Annotated in this window: 17 protein-coding genes; 6 read left to right on the top strand and 11 right to left on the bottom strand. The window is 63.8% G+C overall.

The features are described 5' to 3' along the window. Window positions 1-102: 102 nt before the first annotated feature. From FIU85_RS10145 to FIU85_RS10165, 5 genes are all read right to left on the bottom strand, one after another. Complete coding sequence (locus tag FIU85_RS10145; RefSeq protein WP_152496810.1) at window positions 103-3,225, bottom strand: efflux RND transporter permease subunit; 3,123 nt, start codon at window positions 3,223-3,225, stop codon at window positions 103-105. Window positions 3,226-3,237: 12 nt separating this feature from the next. Further along, a complete protein-coding gene (locus FIU85_RS10150) occupies window positions 3,238-4,440 on the bottom strand; it encodes an efflux RND transporter periplasmic adaptor subunit (RefSeq protein ID WP_152494356.1) in 1,203 nt (400 codons plus the stop codon). A 299-nt stretch (window positions 4,441-4,739) separates the two neighbouring features. Continuing rightward, window positions 4,740-5,828, bottom strand: a complete 1,089-nt coding sequence (locus tag FIU85_RS10155; RefSeq protein ID WP_254702878.1) for an ABC transporter substrate-binding protein — start codon at window positions 5,826-5,828, stop codon at window positions 4,740-4,742. Next, complete coding sequence (locus tag FIU85_RS10160; protein ID WP_152496811.1) at window positions 5,825-7,216, bottom strand: sensor histidine kinase; 1,392 nt, start codon at window positions 7,214-7,216, stop codon at window positions 5,825-5,827. Before FIU85_RS10160 ends, FIU85_RS10155 begins: the two co-directional genes overlap by 4 nt. Continuing rightward, the gene (locus tag FIU85_RS10165; RefSeq protein ID WP_222451527.1) at window positions 7,206-7,877 is read right to left on the bottom strand and encodes a response regulator transcription factor; all 672 of its coding nucleotides are present in this window, start codon (window positions 7,875-7,877) and stop codon (window positions 7,206-7,208) included. The genes FIU85_RS10160 and FIU85_RS10165 overlap by 11 nt, the downstream gene beginning before the upstream one ends. Window positions 7,878-8,039: 162 nt before the next feature. On the opposite strand from FIU85_RS10165, the gene FIU85_RS10170 reads away from it, so the two are divergent. The 3 genes from FIU85_RS10170 (at window position 8,040) to FIU85_RS10180 (ending at window position 11,274) form a co-directional block, all read left to right on the top strand. Further along, window positions 8,040-9,023, top strand: coding sequence for a tripartite tricarboxylate transporter substrate binding protein (locus tag FIU85_RS10170; protein WP_152496812.1), 984 nt, complete (start codon window positions 8,040-8,042; stop codon window positions 9,021-9,023). Window positions 9,024-9,264: 241 nt separating this feature from the next. Then, window positions 9,265-9,747 carry a tripartite tricarboxylate transporter TctB family protein gene (locus FIU85_RS10175; protein WP_152496813.1) on the top strand — a complete coding sequence of 161 codons (483 nt, stop codon included), beginning with the start codon at window positions 9,265-9,267 and terminating at the stop codon, window positions 9,745-9,747. Window positions 9,748-9,759: 12 nt separating this feature from the next. Next, window positions 9,760-11,274: a tripartite tricarboxylate transporter permease gene (locus FIU85_RS10180; RefSeq protein WP_152496814.1), complete on the top strand. Its 1,515-nt coding sequence runs from the start codon at window positions 9,760-9,762 to the stop codon at window positions 11,272-11,274. Window positions 11,275-11,368: 94 nt separating this feature from the next. Here the strand turns inward: FIU85_RS10180 and FIU85_RS10185 are convergent, their stop codons facing one another. Both FIU85_RS10185 and FIU85_RS10190 read right to left on the bottom strand, forming a co-directional pair. Next, window positions 11,369-12,349 carry a PleD family two-component system response regulator gene (locus FIU85_RS10185; RefSeq protein WP_172977981.1) on the bottom strand — a complete coding sequence of 327 codons (981 nt, stop codon included), beginning with the start codon at window positions 12,347-12,349 and terminating at the stop codon, window positions 11,369-11,371. A 94-nt stretch (window positions 12,350-12,443) separates the two neighbouring features. Beyond that, window positions 12,444-12,650 (bottom strand): hypothetical protein, encoded by a 207-nt coding sequence (locus FIU85_RS10190; RefSeq protein ID WP_152490857.1) that lies wholly within the window; start codon window positions 12,648-12,650, stop codon window positions 12,444-12,446. A 523-nt stretch (window positions 12,651-13,173) separates the two neighbouring features. On the opposite strand from FIU85_RS10190, the gene FIU85_RS10195 reads away from it, so the two are divergent. The 3 genes from FIU85_RS10195 to FIU85_RS10205 all read left to right on the top strand — a co-directional run bounded on the left by FIU85_RS10195 (window position 13,174) and on the right by FIU85_RS10205 (window position 16,249). Further along, window positions 13,174-13,908: a class I SAM-dependent methyltransferase gene (locus FIU85_RS10195; RefSeq protein WP_254701757.1), complete on the top strand. Its 735-nt coding sequence runs from the start codon at window positions 13,174-13,176 to the stop codon at window positions 13,906-13,908. Window positions 13,909-13,933: 25 nt separating this feature from the next. Beyond that, on the top strand, window positions 13,934-14,623 hold the full coding sequence (locus FIU85_RS10200) for an acyl-homoserine-lactone synthase (RefSeq protein WP_152496815.1): 690 nt from the start codon (window positions 13,934-13,936) through the stop codon (window positions 14,621-14,623). Window positions 14,624-14,908: 285 nt separating this feature from the next. Continuing rightward, a complete protein-coding gene (locus FIU85_RS10205) occupies window positions 14,909-16,249 on the top strand; it encodes a cell wall metabolism sensor histidine kinase WalK (protein ID WP_254701756.1) in 1,341 nt (446 codons plus the stop codon). A gap of 174 nt (window positions 16,250-16,423) precedes the next feature. Here the strand turns inward: FIU85_RS10205 and bhcD are convergent, their stop codons facing one another. The 4 genes from bhcD to bhcA form a co-directional block, all read right to left on the bottom strand. Further along, on the bottom strand, window positions 16,424-17,389 hold the full coding sequence (bhcD, locus tag FIU85_RS10210) for an iminosuccinate reductase BhcD (RefSeq protein WP_152496816.1): 966 nt from the start codon (window positions 17,387-17,389) through the stop codon (window positions 16,424-16,426). Between the two features lie 70 nt (window positions 17,390-17,459). After that, window positions 17,460-18,623 carry a 3-hydroxy-D-aspartate aldolase BhcC gene (gene bhcC / locus FIU85_RS10215; protein WP_152496817.1) on the bottom strand — a complete coding sequence of 388 codons (1,164 nt, stop codon included), beginning with the start codon at window positions 18,621-18,623 and terminating at the stop codon, window positions 17,460-17,462. Window positions 18,624-18,734: 111 nt separating this feature from the next. Further along, a complete protein-coding gene (gene bhcB / locus FIU85_RS10220) occupies window positions 18,735-19,706 on the bottom strand; it encodes a beta-hydroxyaspartate dehydratase BhcB (protein WP_152496818.1) in 972 nt (323 codons plus the stop codon). Next, a complete protein-coding gene (gene bhcA / locus FIU85_RS10225; RefSeq protein WP_152496819.1) occupies window positions 19,706-20,896 on the bottom strand; it encodes an L-aspartate--glyoxylate aminotransferase BhcA in 1,191 nt (396 codons plus the stop codon). The genes bhcB and bhcA overlap by 1 nt, the downstream gene beginning before the upstream one ends. Between the last annotated feature and the right edge of the window lie 162 nt (window positions 20,897-21,058).

Consider the following 21,058-nt stretch of genomic DNA (forward strand, 5'->3'; position numbering starts at 1 on the left):
GGACCTCCGGAACGTGACAACATCGCGGAACGGGAGCGTCGCGGCACAGCGGCCGCCTGCCCGTTCAGAGCAGGGCAACCACGAGCGAACCCCGGCCCGTCCCTATCCCGCGTCGGTGTCTTTGGCGGAACCGCGTCCGAACCTGAACAACCTGGTCACGATCACGAAGAACAGCGGCACGAAAATGACGCCCAGCACCGTGCCGGAAATCGTGCCGCCAAGAACACCCGACCCGATCGCGTTGCGCCCGCCGGACCCCGCGCCGGAACTCAGCACAAGCGGCAGAACCCCAAGCGAGAACGCCATCGAGGTCATGATGATCGGACGAAAGCGTTGCCTTGCCGCCTCCACCACAGCGTCGATGACACGCTCCCCCGCCACGTGCCTGTCGCGCGCGAACTCCACGATCAGGATCGCGTTCTTGCCGGTCAGGCCGATCACGGTCAGCAGCCCGACCTGAAAGAAGACGCCATTGTCGAATCCGCCAAAGAAGGCCGCCGACAACGCGCCCACGACGCCGATCGGCATGGCCAGCATGACCGCGAACGGGATCGACCAGCTTTCATAGAGGGCCGCAAGCGACAGGAACACCGCCGCGAGCGATAGCGCATAAAGCAGCGGCGCCTGGTTGCCCGATTGCCGTTCCTCCAGCGACAGGCCGGTCCAGGACAGCGCGAAACCCGGCGGCAGCTCCGCGGCCAGGCGCTCCATCTCGGCCATCGCCGCGCCGGTCGACACGCCGGGGGCCGGCGCGCCCTGCAGCTGCATCGACGGGATGCCGTTGAAGCGGTAGAGGCCCTGCGGTCCGTAGTTCCACGAGCCCTTCGCGAAATTAGAGAACGGCACCAGGCCGCCGCTGGCATTGCGCACCCGCCACTTGTCGATGTCGGACGGAATCGCGCGATCCGGCGCGTCGCCCTGCACGTAGACGCGCTTGATCCGGCCCTGGTCTATGAAGTCGTTCACGTAGGACCCGGCCCAGGCCACCGTCAGCAGCTGACCGACGTCGCTGGCCGTCACGCCCATCGCGCCCGCCTTGCGCCAGTCGATATCCAGGTTGAACTGCGACGCGTCCTCCAGCCCGTTGGGCCGGGCCGACGCGATCAACTCGCTCTGCGCGGCCATCCCCAGAAGCTGGTTGCGGGCCTGCAGCAATTCCTCGTGGCTCTGTCCCCCGCGCGCCTGCAGGTACACGTCAAACCCCGACACGTTTCCAAGCTCGATCACCGAGGGCGGCACGATCGGGAACACCATCGCGTCCCTGATCCCGCTGAGCGCGCCATAGGCCCGTCCCGCCAGGGCCTGCACGCTCTGATCGGGCGACTTGCGCTCCTCCCAGTCCTTCAGCTGCACAAAGGCGATACCCATGTTCTGGCCGCTGCCGGCAAAGCTGAACCCGACGACGCCGAACATCGAATTCACCGTCTCCGTCTCCTGGGTCAGGTAATACTCCTCAACCTGCTCCAGCACATCCAGCGTCCGCTCCGCGGTGGCGCCGGTCGGTGTCTGGATCAGGGTGAAGAGGATGCCCTGGTCCTCTTCCGGCAGGAACCCGGTCGGCGTGCGCGTGAACAGGAAGGCCATCGCGACCGCCAGCGCCAGATAGACCAGCCCCACCCGGAAGGGCCGCTTGACGCTCCAGGCGACGGTGCCGCCATAACGCTTCAGCAGCGCGTCGAACCCGCGGTTGAACCAGCCGAACGCGCCCTTGGTCTTGTCGCGGTCCTTGTGCTTCAGGATCGTCGCGCACAGCGCGGGCGTCAGGGTCAGCGCCACCACCACCGACAGCGCCATCGCCGACACGATGGTGATCGCGAACTGCTTGTAGATCACCCCGGTCGAGCCGGGAAAGAACGCCATCGGCACGAACACCGCCGACAGCACCAGCGCGATCCCGATCAGCGCGCCGGTGATCTGCCCCATCGACTTGTAGGTCGCCTCGCGGGGCGGCAGACCCTCTTCCTCCATGATCCGCTCGACGTTCTCGACCACCACGATGGCGTCGTCGACCAAGAGGCCGATCGCCAGCACCATGGCCAGCATCGTCAGCGTGTTGATGGTAAACCCGGCCGCCGCCAGAACGCCGAAGGTTCCCAGCAGGACCACCGGCACCGCCAGCGTCGGAATAAGCGTCGCGCGCAGGTTCTGCATGAACAGGAACATCACCAGGAAGACCAGGATGATCGCCTCGAACAGCGTCTTGATGACCTCCTCGATCGAGATCAGCACGAAGGGCGTGGTGTCATAGGGAATGACGTATTCCACGCCTTCGGGAAAGAACTCCGCGAATTCGGCCATCCGCGCCTTCACCGCCTCGGCGGTATCCAGCGCGTTGGCCCCCGGGGCCAGGCTGACGGCAAGGCCCGCCGCCGGGTCCTGGTTGAAGCGCGCGATGGTGGCATAATTCTCGGCACCGATCTCGACACGCGCCACATCGTCCAGCAGCACCAGCCCGCCATCGGTCTCGGCCCGCAGGACGATCTGCCGGAAATCCTCGGGCGAGGTCAGCAGCGACTGCGCGGTGATCGTGGCATTCAGCTGCTGGCCCTCGACCGTGGGCCGGGTGCCGAACGCCCCCGCCGAAATCTGGGCGTTCTGCGCCGACACGGCGTTTACCACGTCGGCAGGCGTTAGCTCAAAAGCGGCCAGCTTGGACGGATCCAGCCAGATCCGCATCGCGTATTGCGCGCCGAACACCTGGACCGATCCGACCCCCTCGACCCGGCTCAGCTCGTCGACAAGGTTGGTGACCATGTAATCCGACAGGTCCACCTGGTCGAACCCGTCCCCGCGCGAGATCATCCCGATCACCATCAGGAAGCCGGCCGAGGATTTCTCCACCGTCACGCCCTGCCGCTGAACCGTTTCCGGCAACAGCGGCGTGGCGCGAGACAGCTTGTTCTGCACCTGCACCTGCGCGATATCGGCATCCGTGCCGGTCTCGAAGGTCAGCGTGATGCTCGACTGCCCCGCCGATGTCGAGTTGGACGAGAAATAACGCAACCCGTCCAGCCCGGTCATCTGTTGTTCGATGACCTGCGTCACCGTGTTGGCCACCGTCTCGGCAGAGGCGCCGGGATAGGTCGCGTTGATCGAGACCGAAGGCGGCGCGATTTCCGGGTACTGCGCGATCGGCAGGATGCGGATCGCCAGAACCCCGACCCCCATGATCAGGATCGCGATGACCCAGGCAAAAACCGGGCGATCAATGAAAAAGCGCGCCATGGGATATGATCCTTATGGGGATGTCTTCTCGCCCGCCTCGGCAGGCTCTTCGGTTGCGTCGCCGGTTGCGTCGCCGGTCGCCTCGGCCTCGGGGGCCGGGCGTTCCTCGGGGGCCACGGTGGCACCGACGCCGGTCTTCTGGAACCCGGCAACGACCACGCGGTCGCCGTCCTGCAGGCCGCCGTTGACCACCCAGTCGGCACCGCGGTCCTGAAGGATGCTCACCTGGCGCTCCTCGACCACATTCTCGGCCGTCACAACCCATGTAAACGGGCGCCCGCGCCGGTCGCGCTGAACAGCTTCCTGCGGCACCAGCAGCACGTCCTCGGCGGTACCGACAGGCATCTCGACCTGAACGTACATCCCCGGCAAGAGCAGCCGGTCGGGGTTGTCGAACTGCAGGCGCAGCACCACCACGCCGGTCTGCGGATCCACGTTCGGCTCCGCGGCGGTGATCGTGCCGGTCTCGTCATATTCCGACCCGTCCGCCAGCGTCAGCCGCACCGTCGTATCGGCGTTGGTCAACTGGTCCTCGGTCTGTCCGCGCGTCCACCGCAGCAGGTCGGCAGCCGATTGGGTCACGTCCACGTAGACCGGGTCGATCTCCCGGATCACGGCAAGCGGCTCGGCCTGGCTGGCCGTCACCAGCGCGCCGGGGCTGGTCCGCGCCAGGCCGATCTCGCCCGAAAGGCGGGCCTTGATCGTGGTGCGTTCCAGCTCGATCTCCGCCGACCGCAATTGCGCCTCGGCCACCTCCACCGCTGCCGCGGCGGTGTCCCGCACCGCCTTTGCCTCGTCGAAGGCCCGTTCGCTCGTCACGTTGCGCTCGCGCAGCTCCACGAGCCGTTCGGCCTCGACCTCCGCCGCGTCCAGCTGCACCCGCGCTTGCGTCACCGCCGCCTGCGCCTGTTCAACGGCGGCGGAATAGGTAGCGGAATCGATGCGATAAAGCGCGTCGCCGGCCTCGACAAATGCGCCTTCCCGGAACAGCCGTTCCGTGATGATCCCGTTGACCTGCGGACGCACCTCCGCCTCCGCCGACGCGGCCACCCGCCCCGGAAGCGTCGAGGTCAGCGTCACCGTCTTCGCCTGCAAGGTGACAACCACGACCGGCACCGGGTCCTGTGCCTGCTGCGATAGGGCGCGTCCGGCGAACAGGCTTGACACGGTCAGGCCCAGAACGACGGTTGCGATGGCTAGGATGGAGCGGTTCATCATGCGTTTCGACCCCCGATTGCGGATGTTTGCCGCGATGTCTTAACTAGGCCCGCTTCGTAAACCCTTCCGTTCAGTTTATCCATAGCAAACCGCAAATGCCTGTCACGCGACCGCACCGCATCGCAGGATGGCCCAAAGGTTTGAGTACTCCAGCCACGACCGCCATCCTCCCGCGCCGCCCCCCTCGTGATCATGACCGTCCCGGCCCTCAGCCGCCCCTGCCACAAAGCCTGGCCGCGGGAATCACGCGCCGCGCCAGCGGACGACCGGGGCGATCTTCGCCGCGGCGGTCGCGGTCATTCCGGCGTCACCCCGGCGGCGCCCCCTCCATTGGGAAAGGTCGACCGCCAGAGAGCGATGAAATCCCGCCGCTTGTGCCGGTCGAGCCCGACCAGCAGGGACGGCGTCAATGCAATGGGCCGGAAACTCGTTTCCGCGGTGTCCGGCAGGCGCAGGTACTCGGGTCCTCCCTCCTCGGTACTCACGATCAGCTGCGCCGATCTCAGCGCCGACCGCCCGGCCTCGGACAGCAGGAAATCCAGGAACGCGCCCGCCAGGTCCGGCTCGGCGGCCAGGCGGGGGATCAACGCGGCGCGGGCCAGTACCAACGTGTAATCGTCCGGTGCCACGGCGACGATGTCCGGGTTCCGCTCGGCCCGCGCCAGGGCATAGGAGCCAAGGACGTTATAGGCGATCAGGTAGGTGCCGTCGGCCACCCCGTCGATGATCTCGTCCGAACAGCAGGTGGCCACCGCCCCGCTGCGCCCGAAGGCTTCGATCAGGCTGCCGAACGTCGTGGCCTGTTGCGCATCCGCAAAGGCGAAAAGATACCCCAGCCCCGAGGCTTCGATATCGTAGGTGGCGACCCGCCCGCGAAACCGGCTGTCATCGGGCCGCAAAAGGTCGATCAGGTCGAACCGGGACCGCGGCACCTCGGCATCGTCGATCAGGCGCCTGTTATAGACGATCACCGCAAGTTCGCGGGTGATGCCGAACACCTCGTCACGCCAGTTGGCAACCTGCGGCAGACGCGCCGTCGCGGCCGACCGATGCGCCCTGGCGCATCCGTCATTGGCCAGCTTGAACTGAAGGTCGACCGCCGAACTGATCACCATGTCGGCGGCCTCGACGCCCTGCCGGCAATCCGCCACGGTCACCTGAAACAGGTCGTTCGACCCCCATTGCTCGTAATCGATACGCGTATCGCCGCGGCGGGACGCGAAAAGATCCATCACCGTCTCGAACCGGGCGATGTCGGTTGTGCCGCGCACCAACAATCGTCGCCCGGCATCGTCCGGGCCATAGGATTTCACGGCTTCAGGCGCCGGCTGGGCCACCGCCGCACCGGCCAGCATCATCGCGAACATCAGGCCGATCGCCTTCATGCCTCCACCTCGCTGACTTTCGGAAGCTCCACGAAAACCTCGAAACGGTCGTCGGCGGGGCGTCGGATCTTCATCCGGCCGCGATGCGCCTGCGCCACGGCACTGACGATCGACAGCCCCAGCCCCGCACTGGTCGAGGACACGCCGGACCGTTTCGCAAAGCGCGAGCCCGCATCCGCCCACATTTCCTCGGCCATCCCGTCGCCCCTATCGCGCACCCCAAGACGGAACGTCGCGCCGGGATCTTGCACGAAGACGGTGATCGGCGGCTTGCCATAGGCGACGGCATTGTTGATCAGGTTCTTGCAGGCCTCCACCAACGACAAGGCGTCGCCGTCGCAGATCATCGGCTCCTCGGGCAGGTCCATCCGCACTTCGAGTTCGGCGCCTGTCAGCGTCTGATCGAACTGCGCGACGGCCTCGCTGGCCACCACCCGCAGATCCACCGACGTCAGTTCGACACTGTCCGCACGGTGAATGATCATCGCGTGGTTCAAAAGCTGGTCGGTCAACTGGCTCAGGTTGCGCGACCGATCATGGATCCTCTCGACGATACGCCTCATTTCTTCGGCATCCGGCGCCTCTCGCGCAAGCTCGGCCTGCGCCCGAAGCGCCGCGATCGGGGTCCGCAACTGGTGCGAGGCGTCGGCAATCAACGTGCGCATGATCCGCAACTGACGGTCGATCCGCCCGATAAAGCGGTTCAGGGCCGCCACCAGGCTGGCAATCTCCTGCGGCACCTCGACATCCACCGGCGTCAGGTCGCGACTGGAACGTGCCGCGACATCACGCTCCAGCCGGCGCAGCGGGCGCAGGGCAGAGTTCACCGCCAGGAAGGCAAGCCCCGAGATCACCAGGCCGACCGCCGCCACAACCACCAGCGCGTTTCGCGTGACCTGCTGCGCCAGGTCCCGGCGCGCCTCGATGGTCTGTCCGACCACGACGTCGACCGCACCCAGGAACGACCGCTCCGAGATCAGCCGCCTGACATGCGCGTACCGCACCGGCTCGCCGGCAAAGCTGCCGCCGAAAAACTCGTCGTCCCCGTCCGGAGGGTCCACGGCGTCATACCCCGTGATCAGCTGCCCCCGGTCATCGAACACGGCATAGACCACGCGGTCCCTCGGCGCCAGCGACAGCAGGTCGAAGGCCGAGACCGGGATATCGACCATGATCTCGCCGCCACGCAGCCTCAGCGACCCGGCAATCTGGTTGGCCGCCCCGACCAGCAGCCTGTCATACGAATTCTGCGCCGCGCTTCGGCCATAGGCATAGGCCGCCAGCGACACCGCCACGCCGCCGATGGCCAGCACCACCGCCAGCGCCACACCGAGCCGAAAGCTCAGGGACCCGGTCAGCCGCGTGCCGCTCCGCGCCCTACTCTCCATCGACCATCTGGTAGCCAAGCCCCCGCAGCGTCTTGATCGTGATCCGGCTGTCGCACAGCTTCTTGCGCAACCGCCCGACGTAAAGTTCGACGGCGTTCGGGCTGACCTCTTCGCTGTTGAAGGAATAAAGACGTTCCAGCAGCGTATCCTTCGTCACCACGCGCTCGCGGTTCGCCAGCAGGATCTCCAGCACGTTGAACTCGCGCCGGGCCAGCGAAACCGGGCTGCCCTTGACCTCCACGGTCAGGCCCGCCGGATCGAAGGTGATATCCCCGAACTCGATCCGCCCCGAGCGGTCCATGTCCTGCCGTCGGAACATCGACCGGACGCGGGCGTGCAACTCGCGCAGGTCGAAGGGCTTTATCAGGTAATCATCCGCCCCCTTGTCGAGCGCGGCGACCCGGTCCTCGATGTCCGAGCGCGCGGTCAGCATCAGCACCGGCGTCGGTTTGCCCCGATCCCGAAGGCTTGCAAGAATGTCCGTGCCCAACCCGTCGGGCAGACCGATATCAAGGATGATGACGTCGTAATCCTGCACCGCCAATACGTCCGCGGCCTCTTCGACCGACCCTGCGTGATCGACCGCATCGCCGCGATTCGCAAAGCTCGCGACAATGGCATCCGCCACGTCAGCGGTATCTTCCACCAGTAGCAGACGCATATCCGCTATTGTACCTCCCTGCCCCAGCATCCGCCAATTCTGAAAGAAATTCCAGTCGTCTGACGCCCCCCGCGCCCATGGGTCCGGCATGACAGCTTCACGACAGGTTGAGACGGTAGCAAGGAGGGCATCGAGAAAATAACAGCATGAATGGAGGAGATAATGCTGACACTAAATATGACCCGGCGCATGGCGCTGGCGGCGGCGGCCGCCTTTGCACTCACAGGACCGACCCTCGCCGACGACACCCAGGTGCTTGACAGCGTCCACTTCCTGATCCCCGGCGGCGCCGGTGGCGGATGGGACAGCACCGCGCGCGGCACGGGCGAGGCCCTGACGAAGTCCGGCCTGGTCGGCACCGCGTCCTACGAAAACCTGTCAGGCGGCGGCGGCGGCAAGGCGCTCAACTACCTGATCGAGAATGCCGAGAGCAACCACGACACGCTGATGGTCAACTCGACCCCGATCATCATCCGGTCGCTCACCGGCGTCTTCCCGCAAAGCTTCCGTGACCTGACGCTGGTCGCGGGCACCATTGGCGACTACGCGGCCCTCGTGGTCCACGCCGACAGCGACATCGACACCATGGAAGACCTGGTCACCAGGTTCGCGGACGACCCCAACGCCACCGCCATCGGCGGCGGGTCCGTGCCGGGCAGCATGGACCACCTCGTGGCCGCGATGACGATGGAAGCGGCCGGCCAGGACCCGCTTCAGATGAAGTACATTCCCTACGACGCGGGCGGCAAGGCCATGGCCGCGCTGCTCTCGGGCGAAATCGCGGCGCTGTCGACTGGCTTTTCCGAAGCCGTGGCGCTGGCAGAGGCCGGCGAGGTCAAGATCATCGGCGTGACGTCCGACGAACGCGTGCCGGCGTATGACAGCGCGCCCACGATGAAGGAACAGGGCATCGACACCACCTTCGTCAACTGGCGCGGTTTCTTCGGCGCCCCGGGCCTGCCCGAGGAAAAGCTGGCGCAATACCAGGAAGCCCTTTCCAGGATGTACGACACCGAGGAATGGGAAACCGTGCGCGCGCGCAACGGCTGGGTCAACATCCACAACTTGGGTGACGACTTCCAGACCTTCCTGGAAAACCAGGAAAAGCAGATCGGTGACCTGATGAAGAAGCTGGGCTTCCTCTGATCTCGACGGGTCTGCGCGAGGGGACCATCCCCTCGCGCGTCTCCGGGCCCATGGCGCCCGGAACGCGGGAAAACCGCAGGTCCCCCGTCCGCTCGGAGCCGACCTGCGCCGCCCGCGACACCTCGACCCTCGACACCCCCGTCTTTCGCAGTGCCGGACGTGTCCCAGGCAACCGCCCATGACGGCGGTCCCGGATCCGGGCCTTCCGGCAGCAACACCAACCAACCCAAGGAGACATGACATGGCCCTCGATCGCTGGATCGCCTTCGTCATCCTGTGCGTAGCATCGGTCTATGCCTATGCCGCGTTTTTCACCATGGACGACCTCCTGCCGCCCTTCATGCAGCGCAATCCCATCTGGCCGTCGACCTTTCCCAAGGTCCTCTCGGTCCTGGCAATCTTGACCTCACTGATGATCGTGCTGGGGTTCGAAGCGCCGCCCGAAAGGTCCGCCAAGCCCGAGATCGATTACCGGCGCCTCGGCGATTACCACATCTTCCAGGCACTGACATTGCTGGGCCTGATGGTGGCCTACGCGGTCTTCCTGCGGCCCGCCGGGTTCCTGCTGTCGACGGTCGGCTTCCTGTCGATTGGCGGCATCGTGCTGGGCGAACGCAAGCTCCACATCCTGATCCCCGTCGCGGTCTTTGCCACCGGCATCGTCTGGTACCTCGTCGACCGGGTTCTGGGGATATTCCTCAGCCCGCTGCCCTATTTCATGTAAGGAGGCTGACCGATGCTCGAAGGACTTCTTATCGGCCTGCAAACGGCCCTTTCGATCCAGAACCTGCTGATGGTCATCGCAGGCTGCCTGATCGGCACCTTCATCGGCATGTTGCCCGGCCTGGGCCCGATGTCGATCATCGCCATCATGATCCCGGTCGCCATTTCCATGGGCGACCCCTCGGCCGCGCTCATCCTGCTGGCCGGCGTCTATTACGGCGCGATCTTCGGCGGCTCGACCTCGTCGATCCTGCTCAACGCGCCGGGGGTCGCAGGCACCGTGGCCAGCAGTTTCGACGGCTATCCGATGGCGCGCCAGGGCAAGGCGGGCAAGGCGCTGACCATCGCCGCGATCTCCAGCTTTGCCGGCGGCACGATCGGGGCGATCCTGCTGATGATCTTCGCCCCCGCGCTGTCGTCCGTGGCTCTGCTGTTCCACTCGGCAGAGTATTTCGCGCTGATGGTCGTGGGCCTGTCGGCCATCGCCGCCTTTGCCGGCACGGGCCAGGTGGCCAAGGCGGTATTGATGACCCTGGTCGGCCTGATCATGGCAACGGTGGGCGAAGGGGCGCTCTTCAACATGCCGCGCTTCACCATGGGGCTGATGGACCTGCAGTCGGGCTTCGGCTTCATTACGCTGGCCATGGCCATGTTCGCCCTGCCCGAGGCGCTGTTTCTCGTGCTCAAGAAAAAGGACATGGGCGGCGACGGCGGCGGCAAGATCGAAAACCTGCGCATCTCCCGCACGGAAGGGCGCGCCATCGCGCCCGTCATCGGGCGCCAGTCGCTGCAGGGCTTCTTCATCGGCGTGCTTCCCGGTGCCGGCGCCACCATCGCCAGCTTCCTGGGCTACGCGGTCGAGCGCAACCTCGCCACCAAGGAGGAACAGTACGAGTTCGGCAGGGGATCGGTCAAAGGCCTCGCCGCACCGGAAACGGCCAACAACGCGGCCTGCACCGGGTCTTTCGTGCCGCTGCTGACGCTGGGCATTCCGGGGTCCGGCACCACGGCGATCCTGCTGGGCGCGCTGATCGCGCTCAACGTCACCCCCGGCCCGCGCCTGATGGTGGACGAGCCACAGGTGTTCTGGGCGGTGATCATGTCGATGTTCATCGGCAACCTGGTGCTGCTGGTTCTGAACCTGCCGCTGATCCCCTACATCGCCAAGGTGCTGAGCATTCCGCGCAACTACCTGATCCCGTTCATCTTGTTCTTCACCCTGATGGGGGCCTATATCGGCCAGAACAACGCGACCGAGCTGCTGATCCTCGTCGGTTTCGGCATCTGCGCCACGGCGCTGAAATTCGCCGACTATCCGCTGGCGCCGTTGCTGATCGGGTTCATCCTCGGCCGGATGATGGAGGACAACTTCGCCCGCTCGATGCAGCTCTACGACGGCATGGGCTTCATCATCGAACGCCCGATGACGCTGGCGCTCCTGGTACTCGCCGCGCTCCTGGTGATCCTGCCCAGCTACCGCGCGCGACGCGCGGCGGCCCGCGCCAAGGGCGTGGCCGAAGGCGACTGACAAACGGTCAGGGCGATGACCTTCATCGCCCTGCCGCATCCCGAAGCATTGCCCGTTGCCGGTTCCGGCCTCCGCCGGTGCCGGCCGACGCGCGTTAGATGTTCATGCTGTGCTTGTCGTACCAGAAGTCTTCGAGGTTGCGCGCATGGCGACCGCTTGCGCGCTCCGCGCTTTCATGCGCCTGCGCCAGGGCATCCACCGCGCTCTGGCCGGACTTCCACACCAGGCGGACCTGCTCCCCGGCCGACACGAACGCGTTGATCGGCGACCCGTCGTTGGAATACAGGTCCATGCTGCGCATGATCAGGTTCACCTGATCCGCCAGCGTATCCGGCTTCAGTTGCGATCCGCACTCCAGAACGCACAGGTACGTGCCGTTCCCGGCATAGGATATCAGCGCCCCGAACTCTTCCAGCGCGATCGAGATCGCCTCGGCCACATCGGTCACGATGCACTCGTATTCGTACCGCGTGGATGTCCGGTGCAGTTCTTCGATGTTGCGGATGGTGAACCCGATGATGGAGGAGCCGAACAGCTTTTTCCTCGACATCAGCGACACGTAGTTCTCCATCGCGAGATACGTGATGCACCCGTCCACGTCCTGGACGAAAATCGGTTCGTGCAGGGCCAGCGTGGTCGACTCCTCCGGGATAGCCTCGTTCCTGGGCTTGGCGCTGATGACGGCCTGCCGGCTGGTCTTGGACATGTCGCCGATCAGCTGGATGCGGCCGCGCAGGTTGTCGATATCGAACGGCTTGGTGATATAGTCGCTGGCGCCTGCCGCGAAGGCCCGGTCGATATACGACTTGTCGGTCATCGCGGTCAGCATCAGGATCGGCGTCAGCTGATACTCGGGCTTCGACCGCAGGGTCTGGCACAGCGCCACCCCGTCGGTGTCCGGCATCTGGATGTCGACCAGGAAACAATCTATCGCCGGGGTCTCCGGATTGTCCAAAAGCTCCAGCGCCTCTGCGGCAGAGGTCGCGGTGATCACGGTGTGATCCCCTAGCGTCTGGATGATCAGCTGAAGCAGCTCCAGGATTGTCGGTTCGTCGTCTACAGCAAGTAGATGCATTTTCATCGCTCCCAACAGGCCAAGCGGTTTCGGGTCCTGTTGCTTTCGGTTGCGCGTATTACCACTTGACAGTCAGTAAGCGGTTGAAAATCGGCTAAATTAAGACAACTTTAAGGTGTTTTTGCTCCCCCAGGACCGCCGCGGCTGGCCGGGGCGCGATATCCAGCGGGCTGTACGACGCCGTGCGGGCGGTTGCAGGCCGTGAAGGGGCAGCATTGATGTTGTCATGCGTGGCAATGCCAAGGAAATGCGCAACCAGGTCCAGATCGACTGAACCATCAAAATTTAGCGAAACCAGCATGACATCTCCACGATTCTCGCACCTCAGCGCGTCATGGCAGGGGGTTTCGCCGACGAATCGGGTTGTTTTTTGTCAGAACCGGGACTTTTCTCCTGCAAGTCCGACGTCTCCGCCATATACCTGCCACACTCGGTCGATGGCGCATCGGACAAGCGCGAGAACGCCGGCCGCCGTCGCGCCAGCGTGACGCCACGGGCGCGAAGGACCGCGCCGGGGCGATGCCCAAGCGGCCATTAAATACACCTATAGGATGATGATCGTCGGAAAGCAGCGACCGGCAGTGCCAGGCGCGTTGAGCATGTCCGCCAACAGCGACCGGCTGATGTGGCTGATCTGCCTCAGGATTAACCTGAAATGGAAACAATATGGACTAATTCAACCCGCTGTTGCGCTTATGGGTTGCAATATCGCGCTGACATATTAACAATTTACTAATGTAATTATTGGTTTGCGATTGTTTCCGCAAAAAGCTTGGAGGCCGTGCGCTCACCCTCTCAAGCATATTCGGAAGGACAGGTCAGTTGTGAACTATGGTGAAGTCAAGCGTCCCGACCCTGGATCGAATGCCGACTGGAGCGCTTACGCAGCGGCCTACGACCTGCTGTCAAAGCACAACCCAGAGTATAAGGCCCTGATGCGGGATTTCGAGGACTTCCTGTCCGGAATCGAGACGCCGGGGATCATCTACGACGTGGGGGGAGGAACCGGAAACTATACCGATATTGCGGCGCGCCTCTGCCCCGGCAGCCGCATCTGCCTGGTGGAACCCGATCCCGGCATGATGCAGGCCGCCCGGGCGAAACTTGCCGCCCGCAAGAACGTCACCTACCAGAATGTCGGCCTGGAAAGCGCCGAGGCGCCGGAAAAGGCCGACCTCGTCATCAGCGTGCATTCGCTCTATGCCATGCCCGACCCGCGGCAACGGCTGGTAGACATCCGCCGGATGCTGCGTCCGGGCGGGTTGCTCTTTCTCGTCGATCTCGGCCGTCCGATGGATGTGCAGGACTGGCGCCGGTACCTGTTCACTACGCTCAAGAAGGAACACGGGCTCATCCGGACGCTGGAAATTTTCTGGCAGGCCCGGCAGATTGCCAAGCAGAACCAGGCGATCTTCAAGGCCCAGATGAACGGCACCTACTGGACCCACACCCCGGCAGAGATTGCCTCGGCCGTCACGGCCGCAGGCTTCGAGATCCTCGACCAACGATCCGTCTATCGCGACTACAGCGACCTTCTGGTGTGCCGCGCCGCGCCCTGAAAACCGCAGCATTTAAGGAAAGCCCATGTACGAGCAAGTCATCGAGGCGCTCAAGCCGGCGCGTTACTCCGTTCTCACGGACGACGACGATCTCGAAGAGCTCTATCGCCTGAGATACACGTGTTACCGCGCCGAAAACACCGTGTCCGCAAGGGCGGACAAGAGGATGTCGGACCCGTTCGACGAAACCGAGAACTGCGTGCATGTCGCGGTCAGGATCGACGGCACGATGCTGGCGGCGGTCCGGCTTCACCTGCTGTCGAAACTGTGCTGGAAATCACCGACCCTCGAGGTCTTTCCGGAACTTCTGGACGAGCTCAAGCAGGAAAGAACCATCCTCGACCCGACCCGCTTCGTGATCTCGTCATCCGCACGCCGGCAACGCATCCCGCTGAACTTCCTGACGTTGCGGATTCCGTTTCTCGCGTCGATTTTCTACGATGTCGACCTGGCCCTGGCCCCGGTGCGCGCCGAACACACGGCGTTCTACCGTCGCTACCTGGGCTACGAACCCGCGCTCGAGCCGCGCAGCTATCCCGGCCTGGCCAAGCCGATACAGCTCCTGACGGCCAATTTCAAAGAGCAGCGGGAAAAGGTCCTGGCCCGCACGCCGGTCTTCGGCCCGATCGAGGATATTCCGCACGCGAACATCCAGTTCCCGTCGCTCTCCGGCGTCTACGCGGCGTCCAAATCGGGCAGCTCCGAGGCAGCATGACCTGACTTTTCGCCGCCCGGGCGAACCGCAGGCTGCGCAGGCCCCGGGGCCTGGCCCGCGTTCTTTTTAACGTGTGAACTGCATTAAAAGAAAACGCGTCCGATCCGGTCTGCCTTGGATTGTTCGACGAAATACCGCTTTCTGCCCGATTAAGGGCAGAATTTAAACAAATAGGGCCTGTAGGTCGAAACAATCCGTGTTGCGACAGAGGCAATCATGAGAACGCTACTAAGGACTTGGTCCTCACCGACAGACTGGTTCTCCTCGCAAGGCCGCGAACAGCGGATGAAGGACTATTTGACCCTGGCCAACGAGCTGATCTGGCAAAGGCAGACCAGCTTCTTCACGGCGGCCTTCCTGGCCGCGTTCTATTTCGATCCGGTCTCGATCTTCGCGTGCTACGGCATCGTCGTCCTGACCGAGATCCTCGACCAGATCCTCGGCGCACGTGCCAAGACCTGGGATGGCAAGGACCCGGTTCTCGGTCGGAAACTCCTGACAGCCATCGCCATCAACACCACCGTCAGCGCCCTGGCGATCAGCGTCTTCATCGCCAACATCGCCGTCCAGCAAACCACGGGGGGCCAGTTCACCTCGCTGTTCTTCCTGTTCTCGGCGTCACTCTTCGCGGCCATGCACAACAGCCAGATGTTCGGCATCCTGATCCTGCGCCTGTCGATCTATGGCATCACGTTTCTCTTCATCGCGTTCCTGGACGTCGTGCGGTACGCGCCGCCGATCACATCCCCGATCTGGCTCCAGTTCTTCACGATCATGTTCGTGCTGTTTTTCATCGCCGACATCTCCGCGAAATTCTATCGCGGCTACCAGGAACGCCTGAAACAGATGAAACTGATGGAGGAAGAGCACGACCGCACCAAGGCGGCGCTGGAGGTGAAATCCCAGTTCCTCTCCACGGTCAGCCACGAATTGCGCACACCGCTTACCTCGATCATCGGCTCGCTCGAACTGGTGAACAACGGCGTTCTGGGAGACATTCCCCAGAACTTCAAACCCGTCATCGAGATAGCCACCAAGAACAGCCGCCGGCTGGCCAACCTGATCGACGATCTGCTCGACCTGCAAAAGATCGAAGCCGGCGAAATCCGCTTCAACCTGCAGCCGATCTGCGCGAACGACCTCGCCCGCGAGGCCGTCGACTCCATCTCGGGCTATGCCAGCATGCTCGGGATCAGCCTCGAGATGCAAAGCTGCAAGGGCGAATGCTACATCATGGGCGACCAGAAACGGCTGATCCAGGTGATGAACAATCTTCTGTCCAATGCCCTGAAGTTCTCCAAGGAGAATGGCGCCGTAAAGGTGCGTGTCGAAAACGTCGCAAGCCGCGTCCGCATCTCGGTCGAGGACAAGGGCACCGGCATCCCCGAAAACGCCGAGGAGCGCGTATTCGGCAAGTTCAGCCAGATCGACTCCTCCGACGTGCGCAAGGTCGGCGGCACCGGCCTCGGCCTCAACATCACCAAGCAGATCGTCGAACACCACGACGCGCGCATCGGATATGTCAGCGCCCTTGGCGTCGGATCGACGTTTTACGTGGACTTCGACCGGCTTGAAGACGCGGACGACACCGACGGGATCTCCGGCAACGTCTCCGAAGTCGCCTAGTCCAATCCCTTTCGGCACACTCAAGCGCGGTCGTCCGGGGCATGGGCTCGGCGTCCCCCAAGGTAGCCGGGTGACCTCGTTCGGCCAAGGGACCGCAAGGGACGCCCCCCAATAAGAAAAGGCGCGGAGCAACCTCCGCGCCTCCCTTCAGGCTCATCTGTCGGAACGTGTGCCTCAGAAATCCACTTCGATGGCGCGGCCCTGCTCCACCGCCAGGTCCACGACACTCGCCGCCACGGCCAGGTCCTGCAAGCCCACGCCGGTGCCGTCGAACAGCGTGATCTCGTCATCGCTCGTCCGCCCCGGATGGGTGCCGTTGATCACAGCACCAATCTGGTGCACGTCGCCCTCTGTAATCAGGCCTTCGCCCACCGCGTGCTGCGCCTCGCCGATGCTGATCGACTGCGCCACCTCGTCGGTGAACACCGTCGCCTTCTGCAACAGCGCCGCCTCGACCTCCTGCTTGCCCTTGGTGTCGGTGCCCATGCAGGCCACGTGACAGCCCGCGCCCACATGATCGGCCATCAGCGTCGCGTCAAAGGACGAGGTGATCGAGATGATCACGTCCGCCTCCGTCATGCCCTCCAACTCGACCGCCTCGAAGGCCACGCCGGCCTCTTTCGCGACCTTCTCGATATTGGGCAGCATCTCGGGGTGATAGTTCCAGCCGATCACCTTCTCGAACTCCCGCTGCTCCAAGGCCGCACGCAGCTGGAACGTCGCCTGGTGCCCCGCACCGACCATGCCGATCACCTTGGCATCCTTGCGCGCCAGGTGCTTGATCGACACCGAAGAGGCCGCGGCGGTGCGCAGCGCGGTCAACAGGTTGCCCCCTACCATCGCCTTCGCCTTGCCGGTATCGGGATCGAACAGGAACACCGTCGACTGGTGGTTGATGATGTCCCGCTTCTCCAGGTTGTTGGGCCAGTAGCCCCCGGCCTTCAGCCCCAGCGTCAGGCCCGCCTTGTCGAACCCGCCCTTGAAGCCATAAAGCGCATCCTCGTGCCCGATCGCCTCGCGGACAACAGGGAAGTTATACGCGTCACCCGCCGCCATCGCGGCGAACACCTTCTCGACGGCCTCGAACGCCGCCTCCCGCGTCATCAGGTCTGCAATCTCGCGCTCGGGAACAATGATCATGTTTGGGGGCCTTTCAAAAAAGCGGGGTCAGCGAAATGCCAACCCCGACAGTCCACAGGAAGAATTGGGTTCAGTATGCGTGGCCGCGGGCCGACACCGGCCAGACGGTCTCCACCTTGCCGCCGCGCACGCCGACATACCAGTCATGCACGTTGGCGGTGGGGTCGCAGTGGCCCGGCACCAGCTTCAGCTTGTCGTTGACCTTCAGCGCGCCGCCGGGGTCCTTCACCACGCCATGCTCGTCCGAGCACTTGATGTATTCCACGTCGTCCCGGCCAAACACCACCGGCAGGCCACTGTCGACCGACTGCGCCTTCAGGCCCGCGTCGACGATCGCCTTGTCCGCCTTGGCGTGGGACATGACCGAGGTCAGGATGAAGAACGCGTTCTCCCACTCGCCCTGGTCGATCCGCTTGCCGTCCTTGTCCAGGATGCGGCCATAATCGGCGTCCATGAAGGCATAGGACCCGCATTGCAGCTCATTGTACACGCCCGAGTTGGACTCGAAGTAATACGAACCCGTGCCGCCACCGCCGACGATGTCACACTCCAGCCCTTCGGCCTTCAGCGTGTCGACCGCGTCCTTCACCATCGCCACGGCGATGTCGATCTTTTCCTTGCGGTCGTTGTAATCGTCCATGTGCTGCATCGCGCCCTGGTAGGCCTGGATGCCCGAGAACTTCAGCCCGTTTGCCGCGTCGATCGCCTTGGCGATTTCCACCACTTCCGGCGTCGTCGTCACACCGCAGCGGCCCGCGCCGCAGTCGATCTCGACAAGGCACTCGATCTCGGTGCCGTGCTTCTGTGCCGCCGCCGACAGGTCGGCCACATTGGCCAAATCATCGACGCAGCAGATCGTCCGCGCGCCCAGCTTGGGCAGCTTGGCCAGCCGTTCGATCTTGGCCGGGTCACGCACCTGGTTCGACACCAGAATGTCCTTGATCCCGCCACGGGCGAACACCTCGGCCTCGGATACCTTCTGGCAGCAGACGCCACACGCGCCGCCCAGTTGCTCCTGCAGCTTCTGCACGTCCACGGACTTGTGCATCTTGCCGTGGGTGCGGTGGCGCATCCCATGTTCCTTGGCATAATCGCCCATCTTCTTGATGTTGCGCTCCAGCGCGTCGAGGTCCAGCACAAGGCAGGGCGTCTGGATCTCGGCCTCGGACATGCCCGGCTTGGCCGGAATGTCGAAGCCCACTTCGAAATCGTCGAGATTGCTCATGTCTTTCATCGGATCTCTCCCTATCCATGAATGTCTTTGTCACGCAGGGCCACGCCGCCCTGCCGGCTCATATCGTCTACGTAAGTTTCCTATCGGAAACCGCAACCGGGTGCAAAGGGATCACGCAGTCATCCACGGCAGCTTGTCGAGGTCCACGTTCCCGCCGGTCACGATCACACCCACGCGCTTGCCCTTGAAGGCGTCCTTGTTCTTCAGGATCACCGCCAGCGGCACGGCACAGCTGGGCTCCATCACGATCCGCAGGTATTTCCAGGTGATCTTCATCGCGTCGACGATCTCTTCCTCGCTCGCGGTATACATCTCGCTCACGTGGTTCGACACGAAATGCCAAGTCAGGTCCTTCAGCGGCACTTTCAGCCCGTCCGCGATGGTATCCGGCGCGTCGTCGGCGATGATATGCCCCGCCTTGAAGCTGCGATAGGCGTCGTCCGCCTGCTCCGGCTCGGCCGCGATGATCTTAACCTCGGGCGCCAGGGTCGACAGTGTCAGGCAGGTGCCCGAAACCATGCCGCCGCCCCCGATGGGCGCGACCATCATCTCGAGGCCATCGACCTGCTCCATGAACTCTTTCGAACACGTCCCTTGCCCGGCGATCACGCGCGGGTCGTTATAGGGATGCACGAACTCGCCGCCGGTCTTTTCCTGCACCTCGGCGAACACCGCCTCGCGGCTCGACGTGGACGGCTCGCATTCCGTGATCGTCCCGCCATAGCGCCGCACGGCGTCCTTCTTGGCTTGCGGCGCGGTGCGCGGCATCACCACGTTGCACGGTATGCCCCGCCGGCCCGCGGCATAGCTCAGGCACAGCGCGTGGTTGCCGGACGAATGCGTCGCCACGCCCTTTTCCGCCTGTTTGTCGCTCAGGCCGAACACGGCGTTTGATCCGCCACGGACCTTGAACGCCCCCGGCTCCTGGAAGTTCTCGCACTTGAAGAACAGCTCCGCCCCGGTCAGCTCGTTCAGATAGGCCGACTGCAACACCGGCGTCCGGTTGATATGCGGCTTGATCCGCTCGTGCGCGTCCAGCATGTCCTGGTATGTGGGGATATACATCTCCGCTCCGTCTTTCATCACGCGGCATCCTTCTTTGCCAAGGCCGGGCGCTTGCGCCACACGTCCTGTGCCGCCGCCACACCCGAACCCAGTTCTAGGTCGAGGCCCAGGTCGACCATGCACATCTCGGCCACGCCAAGGCCCGAGATCATCATCGCGTCGGTCAGGCTGCCAAGGTGGCCGATCCGGAACACCTTGCCGGCAACCTCGCCCAGCCCCACGCCGAACGCCATGCCATAGGCATCGGCGGCATGAGTCACGATGTCGGTCGCGTTGAACCCATCGGGCGTACAGATAGCACTTACCGTATCCGAGTAAACCTCGGGCGTCTTGGCACACAGCGGCAATCCCCACGCCTGCGCCGCCGCCCTGACACCGTCGGCGATCCGGGTATGACGGGCAAAGACCGCCTCCAGCCCCTCGTCCAGCAGCATGTCGCAGGACACTTTCAACCCATTCATCAGCCCGGCGGCGGGCGTGTAGGGATAGGCGCTGTTGGCATAGCCCTTCAGCATGTCGTGCACGTCAAAGAACGTACGGTGCAGTCCGGCGCTCTTCGTCGCCTCCATCGCCTTTTCGCTGAACCCCACGATGGCCAGCCCCACGGGCAGCATGAACCCTTTCTGCGAGCCGGTCACGGCCACGTCCACGCCCCACTCGTCCATGCGGAAATCCATCGACCCGATCGAGCTGACGCCGTCGACGAACAGCATCGCGGGGTGCCCGGCGGCGTCCATCGCGGTGCGGATCGCCTCGATGTCCGACTTCACGCCGGTCGCCGTCTCGTTATGCGTGGCCAGCACCGCCTTGATCTCGCGGCCCTTGTCGGCCTCCAGGATCTCGCCATAGCGCGCGGCGGAAATGCCTTCGCCCCAAGGGGTTTCATCAATCACCAGATCAAGCCCGTGCCGCTCGCACATGTCGATCCAGCGATGGCTGAACATGCCGTTGCGCGCCACCAGAACCTTGTCGCCCGGCGACAGCGTGTTGGTCAACGCCGTTTCCCAGCCGCCCGTGCCGGTCGACGGAAAGATGAACACTTCCGCATTCTTCGACTTCAGGACCTTTTGAACGCCCGCCCGCGCGGGATGCAGGATGTCCCCGAACAGCGCCGAGCGGTGGTCGATCGTCGGCATGTCGCACGCCTTGCGCAGGCTTTCGGGAATGTTGGTCGGGCCGGGAATGAACACCGGATTTTGAAAACTCATGGATCTCTCCTCCAAAACTCACCTCCTGTGTACAGGCCTCGTGCCCGCTTGAAAATTTTTTTGAAATCATTTTTCATTTTTCTGCAGGTTGATTTTATATAGACTTGTCAGTCTCTTATATTTTTCATAACGTGAAGTAATATTTCAAAAATGTTTGAGGCA

Origin of the sequence: Roseovarius sp. THAF8, assembly GCF_009363735.1 — a bacterium.
GTDB lineage: Bacteria > Pseudomonadota > Alphaproteobacteria > Rhodobacterales > Rhodobacteraceae > Roseovarius.

Bases quoted from the DNA above. Each gene is read 5' to 3' on its own strand.
- FIU85_RS10145 (WP_152496810.1), bottom strand. From the start codon at position 3,225: ATGGCGCGCTTTTTCATTGATCGCCCGGTTTTTGCCTGGGTCATCGCG.
- FIU85_RS10150 (WP_152494356.1), bottom strand. From the start codon at position 4,440: ATGAACCGCTCCATCCTAGCCATCGCAACCGTCGTTCTGGGCCTGACC.
- FIU85_RS10155 (WP_254702878.1), bottom strand. From the start codon at position 5,828: ATGAAGGCGATCGGCCTGATGTTCGCGATGATGCTGGCCGGTGCGGCG.
- FIU85_RS10160 (WP_152496811.1), bottom strand. From the start codon at position 7,216: ATGGAGAGTAGGGCGCGGAGCGGCACGCGGCTGACCGGGTCCCTGAGC.
- FIU85_RS10165 (WP_222451527.1), bottom strand. From the start codon at position 7,877: ATGCGTCTGCTACTGGTGGAAGATACCGCTGACGTGGCGGATGCCATT.
- FIU85_RS10170 (WP_152496812.1), top strand. From the start codon at position 8,040: ATGCTGACACTAAATATGACCCGGCGCATGGCGCTGGCGGCGGCGGCC.
- FIU85_RS10175 (WP_152496813.1), top strand. From the start codon at position 9,265: ATGGCCCTCGATCGCTGGATCGCCTTCGTCATCCTGTGCGTAGCATCG.
- FIU85_RS10180 (WP_152496814.1), top strand. From the start codon at position 9,760: ATGCTCGAAGGACTTCTTATCGGCCTGCAAACGGCCCTTTCGATCCAG.
- FIU85_RS10185 (WP_172977981.1), bottom strand. From the start codon at position 12,349: ATGCATCTACTTGCTGTAGACGACGAACCGACAATCCTGGAGCTGCTT.
- FIU85_RS10190 (WP_152490857.1), bottom strand. From the start codon at position 12,650: ATGCTGGTTTCGCTAAATTTTGATGGTTCAGTCGATCTGGACCTGGTT.
- FIU85_RS10200 (WP_152496815.1), top strand. From the start codon at position 13,934: ATGTACGAGCAAGTCATCGAGGCGCTCAAGCCGGCGCGTTACTCCGTT.
- FIU85_RS10205 (WP_254701756.1), top strand. From the start codon at position 14,909: ATGAAGGACTATTTGACCCTGGCCAACGAGCTGATCTGGCAAAGGCAG.
- bhcD (WP_152496816.1), bottom strand. From the start codon at position 17,389: ATGATCATTGTTCCCGAGCGCGAGATTGCAGACCTGATGACGCGGGAG.
- bhcC (WP_152496817.1), bottom strand. From the start codon at position 18,623: ATGAAAGACATGAGCAATCTCGACGATTTCGAAGTGGGCTTCGACATT.
- bhcB (WP_152496818.1), bottom strand. From the start codon at position 19,706: ATGAAAGACGGAGCGGAGATGTATATCCCCACATACCAGGACATGCTG.
- bhcA (WP_152496819.1), bottom strand. From the start codon at position 20,896: ATGAGTTTTCAAAATCCGGTGTTCATTCCCGGCCCGACCAACATTCCC.